Raw genomic sequence first — 17298 nt, 5'->3', positions numbered from 1 at the left:
CTCCTAGGACTTCAGCAGGCTCGCGTCGTCGACCGAGGTCGTCCGCCGCGTGCGGTAGATGGAGATGATGATGGACAGGCCGATGACGACCTCGGCCGCCGCGACGACCATGACGAAGAACGCCGCGAGCTGGCCGTCGAGGTTGCCGTGCTGGCGCGAGAAGCTGACGAACGCCAGGTTGGTGGCGTTGAGCATCAGCTCGATGCACATGAACACGATGATCGCGTTGCGCCTGACCAGGACGCCGACGGCACCGATCGTGAACAGGATCATCGACAGGGTGATGTACTCGGTCACTTGCCCTCGCCCTCCTCGTCGTCGGCGCGGTCGTCGGAGGCCGGGTCGAGCCGGCGGGCCATGTCGTCGACGGCCTCGTCGTAGCCCGAGCGCACCTGGCCGCGACCGATGATGCTCTCGGAGATCGACGCCTCCAGCGGCGTGCCGTCCGGCAGCAGCGCGGGCGTGTCGACGGCGTTGTGGCGGGCGAAGACGCCGGGCGTCGGCGCGTTGCCGGGGTGGACGCCCCGCTCGGCGTAGTCGCGCAGGCGCTGGCGGGCCAGGTCGGCCTGCGAGCGCCTCGGCAGCAGGCTCTCGTGGTGGGCCATGACCATCGCGCCGAGGACCGCCGTGATGAGCAGCGCCGCGGTGAACTGCACCGCGAGGACGTACGGACCGAACATGAGGGCCGCGAGGCCCTCGACGTTGCCGTCGGCGTTGGCGGCCTTCAAGCCCGTCGTCGGCGAGACGACGGCCTGGCCGACGATCGTCACCATCACGACGCCGAAGGCCAGGCCCACGGCCGCCGCGGCCAGCCGCTGGCCGCCGATCGTCTCGCGCAGCGACTCCGAGGTGTCGACGCCCACCAGCATCAGCACGAACAGGAACAGCATCATGATCGCGCCGGTGTAGACGATGATCTGCACCGCGAACAGGAACGGTGCGCCCTGCGCCGCGTAGAGGATCGCGAGGCTGATCATCACGACCGCCAGGCCGAGGGCCGCGTGCACGGCCTTGCGGGCGAACAGCAGCCCCAGCGCGGCGATCACCATGACCGGCGCCAGGATCCAGAACGTCGTCACTCCCCGCCCCCCGCTTCACCGGTCGGGCCGCTCGACACGTCCACGATGGGCAGCTGCTTGCCGCGGTAGTAGTCGTGGTGGTCGTCGCTGATCATCATCTCGTGCGGCGGCTCGACCATGCCGGGCAGCAGCGGCGCCAGCAGGTCGCCCTTCTCCCAGATGAGGTCGGCCCGGTTGTCGTTGGCCAGCTCGTACTCGTTGGTCATCGTCAGCGCGCGGGTCGGGCACGCCTCGATGCACAGGCCGCACAGGATGCAGCGCAGGTAGTTGATCTGGTAGACGCGGCCGTACCGCTCGCCGGGGCTGTGACGTCCCGAGCCGTCCGGCTCGTCGGTGTTGGACGCGCCCTCGACGTAGATCGCGTCGGCGGGGCACGCCCACGCGCACAGCTCGCAGCCGATGCACTTCTCGAGGCCGTCGGGCCAGCGGTTGAGCTGGTGACGTCCGTGGAAGCGCGGCGCCGTCGGCACCTTCGTGAACGGGTACTGCTCGGTCACGGGCTTGCGGAACATCGTGCGGAACGTCACGCCGAAGCCGGCGATCGGGTCCCACAGGGTCTCCTTGACCGGATTCGTCATGACCTCACCTCTTTGGTGTCGTCGGTGGCGGCGGACTCGTGCTCGGCGCGCTGGCCGGGCATCGGCGGGACGGGGTAGCCGCCCGCGAAGGCGTCGAACTCGACCTCCGCGGGCTCGGGCGGCTGCTTCTTCTCGGGGATGAAGAACGTCAGCACGGCCAGCACGCCGACCACGATCGCGACGGGCACCAGGACGTCCTGGTCGAGCATGTCCTCGGACCTGAGCTTGCGGATGAACGTCACCGCCACGATCCACGCGAGCGAGATCGGGATCAGGATCTTCCAGCCGAAGCTCATGAACTGGTCGTACCGCATGCGCGGCAGGGTGCCGCGCAGCCACACGAAGACGAAGATGAAGAACAGGGTCTTGCCGAAGAACCACAGGATCGGCCAGTAGCCCGTGTTGAAGTAGCCGTCGTCGATCTGGCCGATGCCGAACGGGGCGCGCCAGCCGCCGAGGAACAGCGTCGTCGCGAGCGCCGAGACCGTGACCATGTTGATGTACTCGGCCAGGAAGAACAGCGCGAACTTCAGCGACGAGTACTCGGTGTGGAACCCGCCGACGAGCTCGCCCTCGGCCTCGGGCAGGTCGAACGGCGCGCGGTTCGTCTCGCCGACCATCGCGATGCAGTAGATGACGAACGACGGGAACAGCGGGATGAAGTACCACAGGTCCGACTGGGCGGCGACGATCTCGGACGTCGACATCGAGCCGGCGTACATGAACACCGACACGAACGACAGGCCCATCGCGACCTCGTACGAGATGACCTGGGCGCTCGAGCGCAGGCCGCCGAGCAGGGCGTAGATCGAGCCGGACGACCAGCCGGCCAGCACGATGCCGTAGACGCCGATCGACGTCACGGCCAGCACGTACAGCACCGCGACGGGCAGGTCGGTCAGCTGCAGCGGGGTGACGGTGTCGGTGAACGGGATCGTCACCTCGGGGCCGAAGGGGATCACGGCCCACGCCAGGAACGCGGGGATGACGGCCAGGATCGGCGCGATGATGTAGACCGCCTTGTCGGCGGCCTTGACGACGATGTCCTCCTTGAGCGCGAGCTTGACGCCGTCGGCGAGGCTCTGCAGCAGGCCGAACGGGCCGTTGACGTTGGGACCGATGCGGTGCTGCATCTTGGCCACGACGCGTCGCTCGAACCAGATGTTGAACAACGTGTACACCAAGAGGAACACGAAGATCAGCACCGACTTGAGCGCGACGACCCAGAACGGGTCGTTGCCGAACAGCTCGCTCATGCGTCACTCCTTCCGGTCGCCAGGGAGGCCGCCCGCGGCCGACCGTGAGCGAAGCGAGGCGACCCGGGACGAGGCATCACAGCGGCGCCCCGGCCGTGAGGGTGACCCGGTCGCCGAACCCGGCACCGAGGGCGGCGCGCAGGTTGACGCCCGAGTTGGTCGGCACCCACACGACGCCGTCGGGCAGATCGGCCACCTCGGTCAGGAACGTCGCGCTGCCCGCGGCGGTCGAGATCGTCGCCGGCCCACCGGGGTCGACGTCGAACGCGCCCAAGGTGGCACCACTGGCCCGCAGGACCGCCGGACGTGCCGTGGCCTTGAACTGCGCCTGGCCGTCCTGGCCGCGTCCGTCGTCGACCATCAGCCGCCACGTGTCGAGCACGACGGTGCCCTTCTTCGGCCGTGCACCGGTCTTCGGCTCGACGGCGGGACGTTCGGCGCGCGAGCCGTCCCACGGCCCGAGCTCGGTCATGGCGCGGCGGGCCGACGCGACGGTGCGGAAGCCCAGCGGCTGCCCCATCTCCTCGGCGATCCCCGCCAGCACGCGGATGTCGGTCAGCGAGGCGGGCTGGTGCAGGACCGCCTCGAACGTCCGCAGGCGGCCCTCCCAGTTGACGAAGGTGCCGGGCTTCTCCACGACGGGGGCGATCGGCAGCACGACGTCGGCCAAGGCCGTCACGTCGCTGTGCCGCACCTCGAGGCTCACGACGAAGCCCGCGGCCTCGAGACCCGCGCGGGCCGCGGCGGGATCGGGCAGGTCGTCGAGCTCGACGCCGCCGACCAGCATCGCCCTGAGCGTGCCGGACGCCGCGGCGGCGAGCATCGCGGTGGTGTCGCGCCCCCTCGTGGCGGGGACGGACCGGACGCCCCAGGCGGCGGCCAGGTCGGCGCGCGCCTCGGCGTCCGCCAGCGGGCGCCCGCCGGGCAGCAGGGTCGGCAGGCACCCGGCCTCGACCGCGCCCCGCTCACCGGCGCGCCGCGGCACCCAGGCCAGGCGCGCCCCGGACGTCTCGGCGGCGGACAGCGCCGCGCTGAGGCCACCGGCGACCGACGCGAGTCGCTCGCCGACCAAGATGATCGCGCCGGCGGGCAGGTCGAGGGCCGCGAGGGCGGCGGGCTCGTCGCCGGGCGCGGTGCGCACCAGCTCGCCCGACATCTTGCGCAGCCCCCGCGTCGCGTGGCTCGCGATCGCCACGACCCGCAGGCCGTGCGAGCGGTGCGCCTTGCGCAGCCGCAGGAAGATGCTGCCGTTCTCGTCCTCGGGCTCGAAGCCGACCAGGACGACGGTCGACGCCTTCTCGAGGTCGGCGAACGTGACGTCGAGGTGCGTGGCGGCGACGTGCGACGCGAGGAAGGCGGCCTCCTCGGCCGAGTGGGCCCGCGCGCGGAAGTCGATGTCGTTGGTGCGCAGCACGGTGCGCGCGAAGGTGCTGTACGCGAAGGCGTCCTCGGCCGTCAGGCGACCGCCGGTCAGCACGCCGACCTTGCCGCCCGCGGCGGCCAGACCGCGCCCCGCGACGGCGAGCGCGGCGGGCCACGACGCGACCTCGAGCTCACCGGTGTCGGCGCTGCGCACCAGCGGCGTCGTGAGCCGGTCGCCCTGCGTCGCGTAGGTGAACGCGAAGCGGTCCTTGTCGGTGATCCACTCCTCGTTGACGTCGGGATCGTCGCCCGCGAGGCGGCGCATGACCTTGCCGCGCCGGTGGTCGACGCGGATCGCCGAGCCGCTGGCGTCGTGCTCGGCGATCGACGGCGCCGACACGAGGTCGAACGGCCGGGAGCGGAACCGGTAGTCGGCGCTCGTGAGCGCGCCGACGGGGCAGATCTGGATCGTGTTGCCCGAGAAGTACGAGCTGAAGGGCTCCTCCTCGTAGATGCCGACCTGCTGGCGGGCGCCCCGCTCGACCAGGGCGATGAACGGGTCGCCGGCGATCTGCTCGGAGAACCGGGTGCAGCGGGCGCACAGCACGCAGCGCTCGCGGTCGAGCAGCACCTGCTCGGACACCTTGATCGGCTTGGGGAACGTCCGCTTGGTCTCGGTGAACCGCGACTCCCCCTGCCCGTGGGTCATGGCCTGGTTCTGCAGCGGGCACTCCCCGCCCTTGTCGCAGACGGGGCAGTCGAGGGGGTGGTTGATCAGCAGGAACTCGAGGTTGCCGCGCTGCGCCTTCTCGGCGACCGGCGACGTGACCTGGGTCTTGACGACCATGCCGGCCGCGACCTCGATCGTGCAGGACGCCTGCGGCTTGGGGAACCCGCGGCCGTTGCCGGCGTCGGTGATGTCGACCAGGCACTGCCGGCACGCGCCGACCGGGTCGAGCAGCGGGTGGTCGCAGAAGCGCGGGATCTCGGTGCCGATCAGCTCGGCGGCGCGGATCACGAGCGTGCCCTTCGGGACGCTGACCTCGACGTCGTCGATCGTCAGCGTCACGAGCTCGACGGGAGCCTGCGTGTCAGGCGTCGCCTCGATGGTCATGATGCCCTTCCCGTCTCGGTCGCCGGGGAGGCCGCCTGCGGCCGACCGTGAGCGGAGCGAGGCGACCATCCGCCGGCTGCGAACTCACCCGAGCCCGAACGCCCGCCACGCCTCGGTCGCTCGTCCCTCGCTCCCTCACGGTCGCTGCGCTCCCTGGCGAGCGTCGCCGTGGTGATCATGCCGTCACCTCTTCCTGCCGGAACAGCATCGACGCCGCGGGCGGGAACAGCTCGCTCGACGGCGTGTGCAGGCCGGCCTCGAACTCGTCGCGGAAGTGCTGGATCGCCGACGTGATGGGGCTCGTGGCGCCGTCGCCCAGCGCGCAGAACGAGCGTCCGAGGATGTTCTCGCACAGGTCGACGAGCAGGTCGATGTCGCCCTCGCGCCCCTGCCCCTCGTCGAGGCGCTGCAGGGTCTGCACGAGCCACCACGTGCCCTCGCGGCACGGGGTGCACTTGCCGCACGACTCGTGCTTGTAGAACTCGGTCCAGCGCAGCACGCACCGCACCACCGACGTCGTCTGGTCGAAGATCTGCAGGGCGCGGGTGCCGAGCATCGAGCCGGCCGCGCCGACCGACTCGTAGTCGAGCGGCATGTCGAGGTGCTCGGCCGTCAGCAGCGGCGTCGACGAGCCGCCGGGGGTCCAGAACTTGAGCTCGCTGCCCTCGCGCATGCCGCCGCCCAGGTCGATCAGCTGGCGCAGGGTGATGCCGAGCGGGGCCTCGTACTGGCCGGGCCGGCGGACGTGCCCCGACAGCGAGTAGATGACGAAGCCCTTCGACTTCTCGGTGCCCATCGAGGCGAACCACTCGTGGCCGCCGCGGACGATGGCGGGCACCGACGCGATCGACTCGACGTTGTTGATCACGGTGGGGCTGGCGTAGAGGCCCTCGACGGCGGGGAACGGGGGTCGCAGGCGGGGCTGCCCGCGGCGGCCCTCGAGCGAGTCGAGCAGCGCCGTCTCCTCGCCGCAGATGTAGGCGCCGGCCCCGGCGTGGATCACGAGGTCGATGCCGACACCGCTGCCGAGGATGTCCTGACCGAGGTAACCGGCCTCGTAGGCCTCGCGGCACGCGGCGCGGAGACGGCGGATGACGTGCAGCACCTCGCCGCGGACGTAGATGAACGCCTGCTTCGCGTTGATCGCGTGGGCCGCGATGATGACGCCCTCGATGAGGGTGTGCGGCGTCGCCATCATGAACGGGATGTCCTTGCACGTGCCGGGCTCGGACTCGTCGGCGTTGACGACGAGGTACTTGGGCTTGGGGTTGTCCTGCGGGATGAAGCCCCACTTCATGCCGGTGGGGAAGCCCGCGCCGCCGCGACCGCGCAGGCCCGACTCCTTGACGAGCTCGACGACGTCGGCGGGCGCCATCGCGAGGGCCTTCTCGAGCGCCCGGTAGCCGCCGGTGCGGCGGTACTCCTCGAGCGTCCAGGCGCGGTCGGTGCCCCAGTCGGCCGTCAGGACCGGCGTCAGCAGATCAGTCATCGTTGCCCTCCTCTGCCGTGTCGGCGGGAGACTCCTCGATGAGGGTCTCCGTGCCGGCGCGGGTGGTGTCGGCCTGCTCCTCGGCCTCCTGCTTGGTGTCGGCGACGCCGGCGGTCGACCCCTCGGCGTCGAGGCTCGGAGCCGTCCAGCCGCGCTCGCGGGCGATCTCGAAGCCGGCGAGCGACGCCCCCGCGGCCGTGGGGCCCTCGTCGACGCGGCCGTCCTCGAAGCCCGCGATGACCCGCTCGGCCTCGCGCCAGCTGGTGATCGTCGCGCCGCGCGTCGCCTGCACGGGCTCGCCGGCCCGCAGCCGGTCGACGACCTCGATCGCCGACTCGGGGGTCTGCTGGTCGAAGAACTCCCAGTTGACCGTCATGACGGGGGCGAAGTCGCACGCCGCGTTGCACTCGATGTGCTCGAGCGTCACGCGCCCGTCGTCGGTCGTCTCGTCGTTGCCGACGTCGAGGTGGCTCTTGAGCCGCTCGAAGATCAGGTCGCCGCCCATCACGGCGCACAGGGTGTTGGTGCAGACGCCGACGTGGTGCTCGCCCATGGGCCGGCGCTTGTACATCGTGTAGAACGTCGCGACGCCCGACACCTCAGCGGCGGTGATGCCGAGGATGTCGGCGCACACCTCGATGCCATCGTTGGTCACGTGGCCCTCGGCCGACTGGATCAGGTGCAGCATCGGCAGCAGCGCGCTGCGCGCGTGCGGGTACCGGCCGGCGAGCTCGTGCAGCTCACCCATGGTCACGTCGGACAGCGTCACTAGCGATCAACCCCGCCCATGACCGGGTCGATGCTGGCGACGGCGACGATGACGTCGGAGATCATGCCGCCCTCGCTCATGACCGACGTGCCCTGCAGGTTCACGAACGACGGATCGCGGAAGTGCGCGCGGTAGGGGCGCGTGCCGCCGTCGGAGACCAGGTGGCAGCCGATCTCGCCGCGCGGCGCCTCGACAGCGCCGTACGCCTGGCCGGCCGGCACCCGGAAGCCCTCCGTGACGATCTTGAAGTGGTGGATCAGCGCTTCCATCGACTCGCCCATGATGTGCTTGATGTGCTCGGCGGAGTTGCCCTGGCCGTCGGCCCCGACGCTGAGCTGCGCGGGCCACGCGATCTTCTTGTCGGCGACCATGACCGGCAGGCCCTCCATGCCGGCGAGCCGCTCGGTGGCCTGCTCGACGATCTTGATCGACTCCCACATCTCGTCGAGCCGGATCCGGAAGCGCCCGTAGGCGTCGGGCTCGTCGCGGGTCACGACGTCGAAGTCGTACGTGTCGTAGCCCCAGTAGGGCTGCTTGCGGCGCAGGTCCCAGTCGTAGCCGGTCGAGCGCAGCACCGGGCCGGTCAGGCCGAGCGCGAGGCAGCCCGCGAGCTCGAGGTGGCCGACGCCCTTGAGGCGTCCCTTGAAGATCGGGTTGGCGTTGCAGAGCGCGGCGTACTCGGGCAGGCGCTTCTTGAGCAGCGCGACGGTCGAGCGGATCTTCTCGATCGCGCCGTCGGGCAGGTCCTGGGCCACGCCGCCGGGACGGAAGAAGGCGTGGTTCATGCGCAGGCCGGTGATCATCTCGAACAGGTCGAGGATCAGCTCGCGGTCGCGGAACCCGCACGTCATGACGGTCAGGGCGCCGATCTCCATGCCACCGGTGGCCAGGCACACCAGGTGCGACGAGATGCGGTTGAGCTCGAGCAGCAGCACCCGCATGGCCTGGGCCTTCTCGGGGGCCTCGATCTCGAGCAGCTTCTCGACCGCCATGACGTAGGCCGCCTCGTTCGAGAACGGCGCGACGTAGTCCATCCGGGTGCAGAACGTGACGCCCTGCGTCCAGGTGCGGAACTCCATGTTCTTCTCGATGCCGGTGTGCAGGTAGCCGATGCCGGCCCGCGCGTCGCGGACGGTCTCGCCGTCGATCTCGAGCACGAGCCGCAGCACGCCGTGCGTCGACGGGTGCTGGGGGCCCATGTTGATGACGAGGCGGTCGCCCTGCAGGTCGGAGACGTCGATCGTGTCCCAGTCCTGGCCCGTGACGGTGAAGACCGGGCCCTCGGTCGAGTCGGTCGTGCCGGCGTAGGGATCTGTCGTCTGGGTCATGAGTAGCTCCTGCGCTGGTCCGGCGGCGGGATCGTGCCGCCCTTGTACTCGACCGGGATGCCGCCCAGCGGATAGTCCTTGCGCTGGGGGTGCCCGGGCCAGTCGTCGGGCATGAGGATGCGGGTCAGCGCGGGGTGGCCGTCGAACTCGATGCCGAACATGTCCCACGCCTCCCGCTCCTGCCAGTCGGCGGTCGGGTAGATCGGGACGACGCTGGGCACGTGGCGGTCGTCGTCGGGCGTCGTGGTCTCGACCCGGATGCGACGGTTGTGCGTCATCGACAGCAGGTGCAGGACGACGTGCAGCTCGCGCCCCGTCTCGTGCGGGAAGTGCACCGCGCTGATGCTGGAGCAGAACTCGAAGCGCAGCACGGGGTCGTTGCGCAGGTGGGTCACGGCCGGCAGCAGCAGCTGGCGGCGGACGTAGAAGGTGATCTCGCCGCGGTCGACGACGACCTTCTCGATCGCGCCCTCGAGGCCCGCGCCGCCGGCGAAGCGGTCGGCGACCTCGTCGAACCAGCCGCCGTAGGGGCGCTGGCTCGGGCCGGGCATGACGACGGGACGGGTCAGGCCGCCGAACCCGCTGGTGTCGCCCGTGCCGTGCGCGCCGAAGGCACCTTCGCGGACCTCGACGACCTCGAGCTCGGTCACGTCGGCCCGCACGAGGTTGTCGTGCGACTCGTGCGAGACGTCCTGCGACCGCGTGCCGGCGTCGCGGGCGTCGCGGTCGCCTCGGGGATCGGTCATCGTGCGCCACCCCTCATCGCATGAGCCCCTTCATGGCGGAGGTCGGTGTGGCCAGCAGCGCCGTCCTCTCGTCCTCCTTGATCTCGGCGAGGCGGTTCGAGCCGAGCTTGGTGTGCTGGATCTGGTCGTGCAGCTTGAGGATCGCGTCGATCAGCATCTCGGGACGGGGCGGGCAGCCGGGCAGGTACATGTCGACCGGCACGACGTGGTCGACGCCCTGCACGATCGCGTAGTTGTTGAACATGCCGCCCGAGCTGGCGCAGACGCCCATCGCCAGGACGTACTTGGGACCGGCCATCTGGTCGTAGATCTGCCGCACGACGGGCGCCATTTTGTTGCTGACGCGGCCCGCGACGATCATGAGGTCGGCCTGGCGCGGCGAGGGCCGGAAGACCTCCATGCCGAAGCGTGCCGAGTCGAACCGGGGCGCGCCGAACGTCATCATCTCGATCGCGCAGCACGCCAGGCCGAACGTCGCGGGCCAGAAGGAGGCCTTGCGCATGTAGCCGGCCAGCCCCTCGACCGTCGAGAGCAGGACCCCGCTCGGCAGCTTCTCTTCGAGACCCATCAGGTCCACTCCATTCCGCCGCGGCGCCACTCGTAGGCGTAGGCGATCGTGACGTTGACGAGGAACAGCATCATCGCGAAGACCGCGAACCAGGACATCTGGTCGAAGGCGACGGCGAAGGGGTACAGGAACACGATCTCGATGTCGAAGACGATGAACATCATGGCCGTGAAGAAGTACTTGACGGGGATGCGTCCGCCGCCCTCGGGCAGGGGGCTCGGCTCAATGCCGGACTCGTAGCGGTCGAGCTTGGCGCGGTTGTAGCGCCTGGGACCCGTCAGCGGCGCGATCGCCACCGAGCCGATCGCGAACAGCGCCGCGAGACCCCCGAGCACGAGGATCGGCGTGTAATCCGTCACGGGACCTCCCGGGCCTGGACCGACAGAGCGAAGAACCACTGTGATCGTGCGCTTGTGAATTGCTTCACAACGTGATCACGGTCTCACCCTACGCCCGCCTCGGACCAGGTGTAACTTAGGTCACACTAAGTCAGGCTGTCGCGTCCGCCCGTCCCTCGGGGAGGGCGCTCAGGGCTTGACGGAGTGGTGCAGCGCGACGATGCCGGCCGACAGGTTGTGCCACTCGACGCGACCCCAGCCCGCCTCGACCATGCGCAGCGCGAGGCCCTTCTGGTCGGGCCACGCCCGGATCGACTCGGCGAGGTAGACGTACGACTCCGGGTTGGACGACACCGCGCGTGCGACGGGCGGCAGCGCCCGCATGAGGTAGTTCGTGTAGACCGCGTCGAACGGGCCCCACGTCGGCGTGCTGAACTCGCAGACCACGATGCGTCCGCCCGGACGCGTGACGCGCAGCAGCTCGCGCAGGCCCGCGATGGGGTCGACGATGTTGCGCAGGCCGAACGAGATCGTGACGGCGTCGAACGTGTCGTCGCCGAACGGCAGCCGCATGCCGTCGCCGGCCGTGAACGGCAGGTCCGGACGGTCGCGCTTGCCGACCTCGAGCATGCCGATCGAGAAGTCGCACGGCACGACGGTGGCGCCGGCGTCGGCGAACGGCTGGCTCGACGTGCCGGTGCCCGCCGCGAGGTCGAGGATCAGCTCGCCCGGCATCGGTGCGACGAGCTCGACGACCCGCTTGCGCCAGCGACGGTCCTGGCCCATCGACAGCACGTCGTTGGTCAGGTCGTACTTCTCGGCGACGCCGTCGAACATCCGCGCGACGTCGTGGGGCTGCTTGTCCAGGCCGGCTCTGCTCACCGCCCGATCCTACGACCACCGCAGCACCCTCGCCGTCCGGGCCGCGGCGCGACGCCGGGGTCCCGGGTGTCTGACGCGACACATCACGAGCATCCCCCCGGGGCCCCGCGTAGACTCAATCGATGTGAGCAGTCCCGCCGTCGACCCCGAGATCGGTCCCCTCGTGGTCCGGTCCGCGCCGGTCGGCGACCCCGGTGAGCTGCTCTCGCTGCTGCCCCCCGACGACGCGTTCGCGTGGGTGCACGGCGGCGACGGGCTCGTCGGCTGGGGACGCGCGACGGAGCTGCGAACGTCCGGCGCGAACCGCTTCGCCGAGGCCGCCGAGTGGTGGCGCGAGCTGTCGTCCCACGCCGTCGTCCGCGACGAGGTCGACACCCCCGGCTCGGGTCTCGTGGCCTTCGGCTCCTTCACGTTCGCCGACGCCGCCGAGGGCAGCGTCCTGGTCGTGCCCGAGGTCGTGGTGGGACGCCGCGACGGCGTCGCCTGGGTCACGGTGATCGGCACGGGCATCGCCGCGACCCCCGCGGTCTCCCCCACGACGCCCCCGCGCCAGCCGTCGGGCGCGACGTTCGTCGACGGCCCGGTCGACGGCGACGCCTGGAAGGCCCTGGTCGCCGAGGCGGTCCAGCGCATCCAGGCCGACGACCTCGACAAGGTCGTGCTGGCGCGCGACCTCGTCGCGACGCTCGACGAGCCCCTCGACGTCCGCGCTCCCCTGGCCCGCCTCGCGGCCGACTACCCCAGCTGCTGGACGTTCCACGTCGACGGCTTCTTCGGGTCGACGCCCGAGATGCTGGTGCGTCTCGAGCGCGGCCTCGTGACGTCGCGGGTGCTGGCCGGCACGATCCGCCGCACCGGCGACGACACGCACGACCTGGCCCTGGCGGGCTCCCTCGCGCGGTCGAGCAAGGACCTCGAGGAGCACGAGTACGCCGTGCGCTCGGTCGCCGACTCGCTCGCCCCCCACTGCACGAGCATGAACGTGCCCGAGACGCCGTTCGTGCTGCACCTGCCCAACGTCATGCACCTCGCGACCGACGTCACGGGCGTCATGAAGAACGGGGCGAGCGCCCTGACGCTGGCCGCGTCGCTGCACCCGTCGGCGGCGGTCGGCGGCACCCCGACGCCCGACGCGGTCCGCCTGATCGACGAGATCGAGCGGCTCGAGCGCGGCCGCTACGCCGGACCCGTCGGCTGGATCGACGCCCGGGGCGACGGCGAGTGGGGCATCGGCCTGCGCTCGGCGCAGGTCGAGGACGACGGCCGCACGGTGCGGCTGTTCGCGGGGTGCGGCATCGTCGCCGACTCCGTCCCGGCCGACGAGCTCGCCGAGTCGAGCGCGAAGCTCATCCCCGTCCGCGAGGCGCTGACCTCCTAGCGGTGGATCCGTGCCTCCAGCGACTGACCCATGATGCGGGCGGCCAGCAGGCGGTGCAGGCCGTCGAGGTGCCACCACCCGTTGCCGTCGTCGACCTCGAAGACCCTGGCGGGCTTGAGCGTCTCGCCCGCGTCGAGCCGCGTCAGGTAGTAGCTGACCTTCGCGACGCCGACGAGCTGCTGCGGCGTCATCACGACGGTGTGCGGGCCCAGCACGACCGAGTCGCCGGTCGCCGCGGGCGCCCGCTCCTGCTTGAGCTGCAGGGGGCCGGCGAACACGACCGCGAGCCACAGGAGGCGCCGGGTGCTGACGACCTTGTCGTCCTTGGTCATGCGGATGAACTCGTCCAGCCGCTCCATCGAGTCGTCGTCGAGGTCCGTCGGCGGGCCGGCCAGCTTGGGGCCGAGCCTCGGCAGACGCACCGCGACGCCCTCAGCCGGCCGTGACCGCGGAGAGCGTCGGCCGGCGCGGCGCGAGTCCGTCGCCGGACGACGTGCCCGTGAGCCGGCGCCTGACCCACGGCCCGGCGTGCGTGCGCGCCCAGTCGAGGTTGGCGGCGCGGCGGTCGGCCGCCGACAGCACCGGACGCTCGTCGAGCGGCAGCGGCTGCAGGTCGTGCTCGAGGCCCAGGGCGTCGAGCACCGCGATCGCCATGCGCTGGTGACCGGCCGACGACATGTGCATGCGGTCGCCGTCCCACAGGCGGTCGTCGCGGTAGTCGCGCAGGCGCCAGAAGTCGACCAGCGTCGCCCCGTGCCGGTCGGCGACCTCGCGCACCAGCTCGTTGTAGATCGCGAACCGTCCGCGCAGCGCGCCGAAGACCGGCGAGCCGCCCGGGTCGTACGCCGTGAACACGACGACGCGGGCACCGGATGCCGCGAGTCGCCCGATCGCGTCGTCGTACACCTCGATCAGGCGGTCGACGTCGATGCGGGGCCGCAGGACGTCGTTGGCCCCGGCGTAGATCGTCACGAGGTCGGGCGACATCGCGACCGCGGGCTCGACCTGGTCGGCCACGATCTGCAGCAGCTTGCGCCCGCGGATCGCGAGGTTGGCGTACTGGACGTCGTCGCCGGCGAGCTGCGCGGCGACCCGGTCGGCCCAGCCCCGCACACCGTTGGGACGGGTCTCGTCGGGGTCGCCGACGCCTTCGGTGAACGAGTCGCCGAGGGCGACGAAACGGTGGTAGGTCACGCGGCCAGCGTAGCCCTCAGTCGTCGAGCAGGCCCCTGCGGCGAGCGATCGCCGCCGCCTCGGTGCGGCCCGCGGCGCCGAGCTTCGCCAGGATGTTGGAGACGTGCACCGACACGGTCTTGGTGCTGATGAACAGCCGCGTGCCGATCTCGCCGTTGCTGCGACCCGCGGCCACCTGCTGCAGGACCTCGCGCTCGCGCGGCGTCAGGTCGACGTCGGCGCGGACGGGTCGGGGCGCGAGCCGGTCGAGCTCGGCCAGCAGGGGGCGCGCGCCGAGCGCGACGGCGGTGCCGCGGGCCTCGGCGACCAGCCCGGCACCCTCCGCGTCGTCGCCCGACGCCAGCAGCACCGCCGCGAGCCGTGCCGACGAGCGGGCCGTCTCGTAGGGGTCGCCGAGCCCGACGAACCCTTCGCGCACGGCGCGCCAGGCCGCGACCAGGTCGGCCGACGACGCGGTGCCGGGACCCGATCCGGCGAGCCAGTGCAGGCGGTCGACCTCGGCGTGCGCCCGCGCCTGCCACGCGAGCCCCTCGGGCCCGAGCGGCTGGGTCGTCCGGGCGGCCCGCTCGACGTCCGCGAGCAGCTCGGGCACCTGGTCGACGAGCAGCTGCTGCTCGGCACGGTCGAGCGTGCGCACCGCGCCGGCGTACTGCCCGACGAGCAGCGCGACGAGCCGGATGCGGGCCGGGAAGTCGGGCTCGTCCCACGAGCGGGTGTGCAGCTCGACGAGGTCGTCGTAGTGACGCCGCGCCGCCGCCAGGTCTCCACCGGCGCCGGCCAGCTCGACGAGGGCCGACGTGCCGTGGATCGCCGACGCCTGGTCGTGGCGCCACAGCGCCCGCTGCGGCAGCGTGCGCTCGATCTGGGCCGTGTCGCCCCGCCCGGCCGACACCAGCAGCGACACCGCCGTCAGGTAGGCGTCGAACTCCGGCGGGGCGCCCGCACGGACCGCCCCGAGCTCGAGCGCCTCGTCCCAGCGCCCCCGCATGAAGGCGACCAGCACGCCGAAGAACCGGCCGTCGAAGCCGTACGGGCCCCACGACCACCCCGTGCGGGCGGCGCGGCGCCGCTCCTCGTCGAACGTCTCGGCGGCGGCGTCGAGCTCGCCGGCGTTGAAGTGGACGAAGGCCATCTGGTTGAGGCCCCGCAGCTCGCCCAGCACGTGCCCCGAGGCGCGGGACGCGTCGATGAGCTCGCGGAACGCCTGCATCGTCTCGTGCGAGCCGTCGCCCGACCGGGCCAGCAGCCGGGTGACGGTGGCCTTGGCGTCGAAGATGACGGCCTCGGCGCGGGTCGCCTCGCCGATCCGCAGCGCCTGCTCGCCCCACTGCGCGGCCTCGCGGTCGCGCCGCCGGTTGGCGAGCACCCGTGCCCGCAGGGCGGCGACCTCGCCGCGCAGGACCGTCGGCTCGTCGGGCACGACCTGCGTCGCGCGGACGCTCGCCTGCTCGGCGTCGGCGTCGAGGTTGGCGAAGTAGCTCGTGTTGCCGATCGCGACGAGCAGGCGCCCGTGGCAGTCGCGGTGGACGTCGGTGGCCAGGCCCGCGAGGTGGTCGCGCAGCAGCCCCAGCGCGCGCATCAGCTGACCGGACGTGACGAGGGCGTTGGCGGCGGCGATCACGAGGTCGATCTCGTCGGTGTCGCCCGGGGCCGCGTCGATCAGGTCGAGCGCCCGCTCGTAGTGCTGGGCCGCCTCGTCGTAGCCGGCGACGCGACCCGCGGCCTCGGCGGCGCGCACCGTGGCCGTGAAGGCCGTCTCGCGCTGCCCGGCGGCCAGGGCGTGGCGGGCGACCGTCGCCGGCGGGGCGTCGTCCGGGAGCGCCTCCAGGAAGGCGGCGTGGATGCGGCGTCGCTCGCCCGGCAGCAGGTCGTCGCGCAGCGCCTCGCCCAGCAGGGCGTGGCGGAACACGTAGTCGTCCGACCCGGTGCGGCGCAGGACCTTGTGGTCGACCGCCGCGACGAGGGCGTCGTCGAGCTCGTCGTCGCTGAGCCCCGCGGCCGCCGCCAGGGCCGTGAACCCCTCGCGCCCGTCGGTGACCGACGCGGCCCGCACGAGCCGTCGAGCACCGTCGTCGAGGCGCTCCAGGCGCACGAGGAGCAGATCGCTCAGGGTCTCGGGGAGCGACGAGCGGTGGTCGGCGAGGCCGGCGTCGAGCAGCTCCTCGACGAAGAAGGCGTTGCCGCCGGCCCGTTGCACGACAGCGCGCAGCGCCTCGGCCGGCAGCTCGGCCGTGGAGCGGACGCGGGCCAGGTCGGCGACGTCGGCGTCGGCGAGCGGCTCGAGCTCGACGCGGCGCACCCGCGGAAGCCGCACCCACTCGCTCAGCGCCTCGCGCAGCGGGTGGCGTCGGTGCAGGTCGTCGGCGCGATAGCTGACGACGACGTGGACCGCCCCGTGGAAGCCCTGGGCGAGGACGTAGCGGATCAGGTGCCGCGTGGACGCGTCGGCCCAGTGCGCGTCCTCGATGACCAGCAGGACGGGACGCTCGGCGGCCAGCGAGTCGAGCGCCGCGACGACCGACGCGAACAGCTCGGCGCGCTCGACGCCGGGGCCCGGGGCCGCCGACGGCCGCGGCAGGAGCGGACCGAGGGCCGCGAAGCGCTCGGCGAGCACGTCGCGCTCGGCGTCGGACAGGCCCGAGAAGGCCTCGGCGAACGGCTGGTAGGGCAGCGCGCTGTCGCCCAGGTCGAGGCAGTGGCCCGCCATGACGCGGTGGCCGGCCCCGCGGGCCGCGGCACCGAGCTCGCGCAGCAGGCGGGTCTTGCCGATGCCCGCGTCGCCGCCGAGCAGCACGACGTCGCGCGCCTCGGGAGCCGTGACGCCCGCCAGGCCCAGCAGCTGGTCGAGCTCGCGCGTGCGACCCACCAGCCGCGTCGACGGAGCCCGGGTGTCAGCCATGCCGACCATCATGGCCGACGCCTCGGACGCTCCGGGCACGTCCGTCACACCTGACCCGATCGACCCGTCGCCCAGGCCGCGAGCCGCAGCACGAGACCACGGCGGGAACGGGTCCGACCGGACCGTCGGATCAGGCTGGGCGTGGCGCGGGAGTCGCGGTCGATCGTCATGCCCCCACGCTCGCACCGCGGGACGTCGCCCCGCATCGGACGATCTCCCTAGACACGGGCCGCAGGTGCCTCAGATCGTCCCAGCCGATCGTCCCGACCACAGGCCGAGCGAGCGCAGCGAGCGAAGGCAGACGCCCGGGCGTCAGCC

16 protein-coding genes are annotated in these 17298 nt (G+C 72.0%); 1 reads left to right on the top strand and 15 read right to left on the bottom strand.

The genetic code is table 11. The features are described 5' to 3' along the window. Nucleotides 1–3 precede the first annotated feature (3 nt). From nuoK to ASD10_RS05585, 12 genes are all read right to left on the bottom strand, one after another. Nucleotides 4–273, bottom strand: coding sequence for an NADH-quinone oxidoreductase subunit NuoK (gene nuoK / locus ASD10_RS05640; RefSeq protein ID WP_056609932.1), 270 nt, complete (start codon nt 271–273; stop codon nt 4–6). A gap of 20 nt (nt 274–293) precedes the next feature. Continuing rightward, the gene (locus tag ASD10_RS05635) at nt 294–1079 is read right to left on the bottom strand and encodes an NADH-quinone oxidoreductase subunit J (protein ID WP_056605856.1); all 786 of its coding nucleotides are present in this window, start codon (nt 1077–1079) and stop codon (nt 294–296) included. Continuing rightward, nucleotides 1076–1657: an NADH-quinone oxidoreductase subunit NuoI gene (nuoI, locus tag ASD10_RS05630; protein WP_056605853.1), complete on the bottom strand. Its 582-nt coding sequence runs from the start codon at nt 1655–1657 to the stop codon at nt 1076–1078. The genes ASD10_RS05635 and nuoI overlap by 4 nt, the downstream gene beginning before the upstream one ends. Beyond that, on the bottom strand, nt 1654–2913 hold the full coding sequence (nuoH, locus tag ASD10_RS05625) for an NADH-quinone oxidoreductase subunit NuoH (RefSeq protein ID WP_056605852.1): 1260 nt from the start codon (nt 2911–2913) through the stop codon (nt 1654–1656). Before nuoH ends, nuoI begins: the two co-directional genes overlap by 4 nt. A 76-nt stretch (nt 2914–2989) precedes the next feature. Next, nucleotides 2990–5389, bottom strand: a complete 2400-nt coding sequence (locus ASD10_RS05620) for an NADH-quinone oxidoreductase subunit G (RefSeq protein WP_056609929.1) — start codon at nt 5387–5389, stop codon at nt 2990–2992. 175 nt (nt 5390–5564) lie between these two features. Continuing rightward, the gene (nuoF, locus tag ASD10_RS05615; protein WP_056605851.1) at nt 5565–6878 is read right to left on the bottom strand and encodes an NADH-quinone oxidoreductase subunit NuoF; all 1314 of its coding nucleotides are present in this window, start codon (nt 6876–6878) and stop codon (nt 5565–5567) included. After that, nucleotides 6871–7626 (bottom strand): NADH-quinone oxidoreductase subunit NuoE, encoded by a 756-nt coding sequence (gene nuoE, locus ASD10_RS05610; protein WP_056609928.1) that lies wholly within the window; start codon nt 7624–7626, stop codon nt 6871–6873. The genes nuoF and nuoE overlap by 8 nt, the downstream gene beginning before the upstream one ends. A 20-nt stretch (nt 7627–7646) precedes the next feature. Next, nucleotides 7647–8975, bottom strand: coding sequence for an NADH-quinone oxidoreductase subunit D (locus ASD10_RS05605; protein ID WP_056605843.1), 1329 nt, complete (start codon nt 8973–8975; stop codon nt 7647–7649). Beyond that, nucleotides 8972–9721 (bottom strand): NADH-quinone oxidoreductase subunit C, encoded by a 750-nt coding sequence (locus ASD10_RS05600; protein ID WP_056605841.1) that lies wholly within the window; start codon nt 9719–9721, stop codon nt 8972–8974. The genes ASD10_RS05605 and ASD10_RS05600 overlap by 4 nt, the downstream gene beginning before the upstream one ends. Before the next feature lie 13 nt (nt 9722–9734). Further along, a complete protein-coding gene (locus ASD10_RS05595) occupies nt 9735–10289 on the bottom strand; it encodes an NADH-quinone oxidoreductase subunit B family protein (protein ID WP_056605838.1) in 555 nt (184 codons plus the stop codon). After that, nucleotides 10289–10648 (bottom strand): NADH-quinone oxidoreductase subunit A, encoded by a 360-nt coding sequence (locus ASD10_RS05590; RefSeq protein ID WP_056605836.1) that lies wholly within the window; start codon nt 10646–10648, stop codon nt 10289–10291. The genes ASD10_RS05595 and ASD10_RS05590 overlap by 1 nt, the downstream gene beginning before the upstream one ends. 168 nt (nt 10649–10816) lie before the next feature. Further along, nucleotides 10817–11509: a demethylmenaquinone methyltransferase gene (locus tag ASD10_RS05585; protein ID WP_056605835.1), complete on the bottom strand. Its 693-nt coding sequence runs from the start codon at nt 11507–11509 to the stop codon at nt 10817–10819. 124 nt (nt 11510–11633) lie between these two features. Between ASD10_RS05585 and ASD10_RS05580 the strand changes: the two genes are divergently transcribed. Next, nucleotides 11634–12887 carry an isochorismate synthase MenF gene (locus ASD10_RS05580; protein WP_157432467.1) on the top strand — a complete coding sequence of 418 codons (1254 nt, stop codon included), beginning with the start codon at nt 11634–11636 and terminating at the stop codon, nt 12885–12887. Here the strand turns inward: ASD10_RS05580 and ASD10_RS05575 are convergent. Genes ASD10_RS05575 through ASD10_RS19540 form a run of 3 tightly spaced genes read right to left on the bottom strand, consistent with a single transcriptional unit; the run spans nt 12884 to nt 16980 of the window. Next, a complete protein-coding gene (locus ASD10_RS05575; protein WP_056605834.1) occupies nt 12884–13309 on the bottom strand; it encodes a hypothetical protein in 426 nt (141 codons plus the stop codon). The genes ASD10_RS05580 and ASD10_RS05575 overlap by 4 nt on opposite strands. Nucleotides 13310–13319: 10 nt before the next feature. After that, a complete protein-coding gene (locus ASD10_RS05570; RefSeq protein WP_056605832.1) occupies nt 13320–14081 on the bottom strand; it encodes an SGNH/GDSL hydrolase family protein in 762 nt (253 codons plus the stop codon). A 16-nt stretch (nt 14082–14097) separates the two neighbouring features. Then, entirely contained in the window at nt 14098–16980 is a 2883-nt protein-coding gene (locus ASD10_RS19540; protein ID WP_162248824.1) for a helix-turn-helix transcriptional regulator, read from the bottom strand. Nucleotides 16981–17298: the final 318 nt, after the last annotated feature.

Source organism: Aeromicrobium sp. Root472D3, assembly GCF_001426485.1.
Classification (GTDB): domain Bacteria; phylum Actinomycetota; class Actinomycetes; order Propionibacteriales; family Nocardioidaceae; genus Aeromicrobium.
Note: the sequence above shows the minus strand (reverse complement) of the source record. Positions and strands in the feature narration are given on the sequence as shown.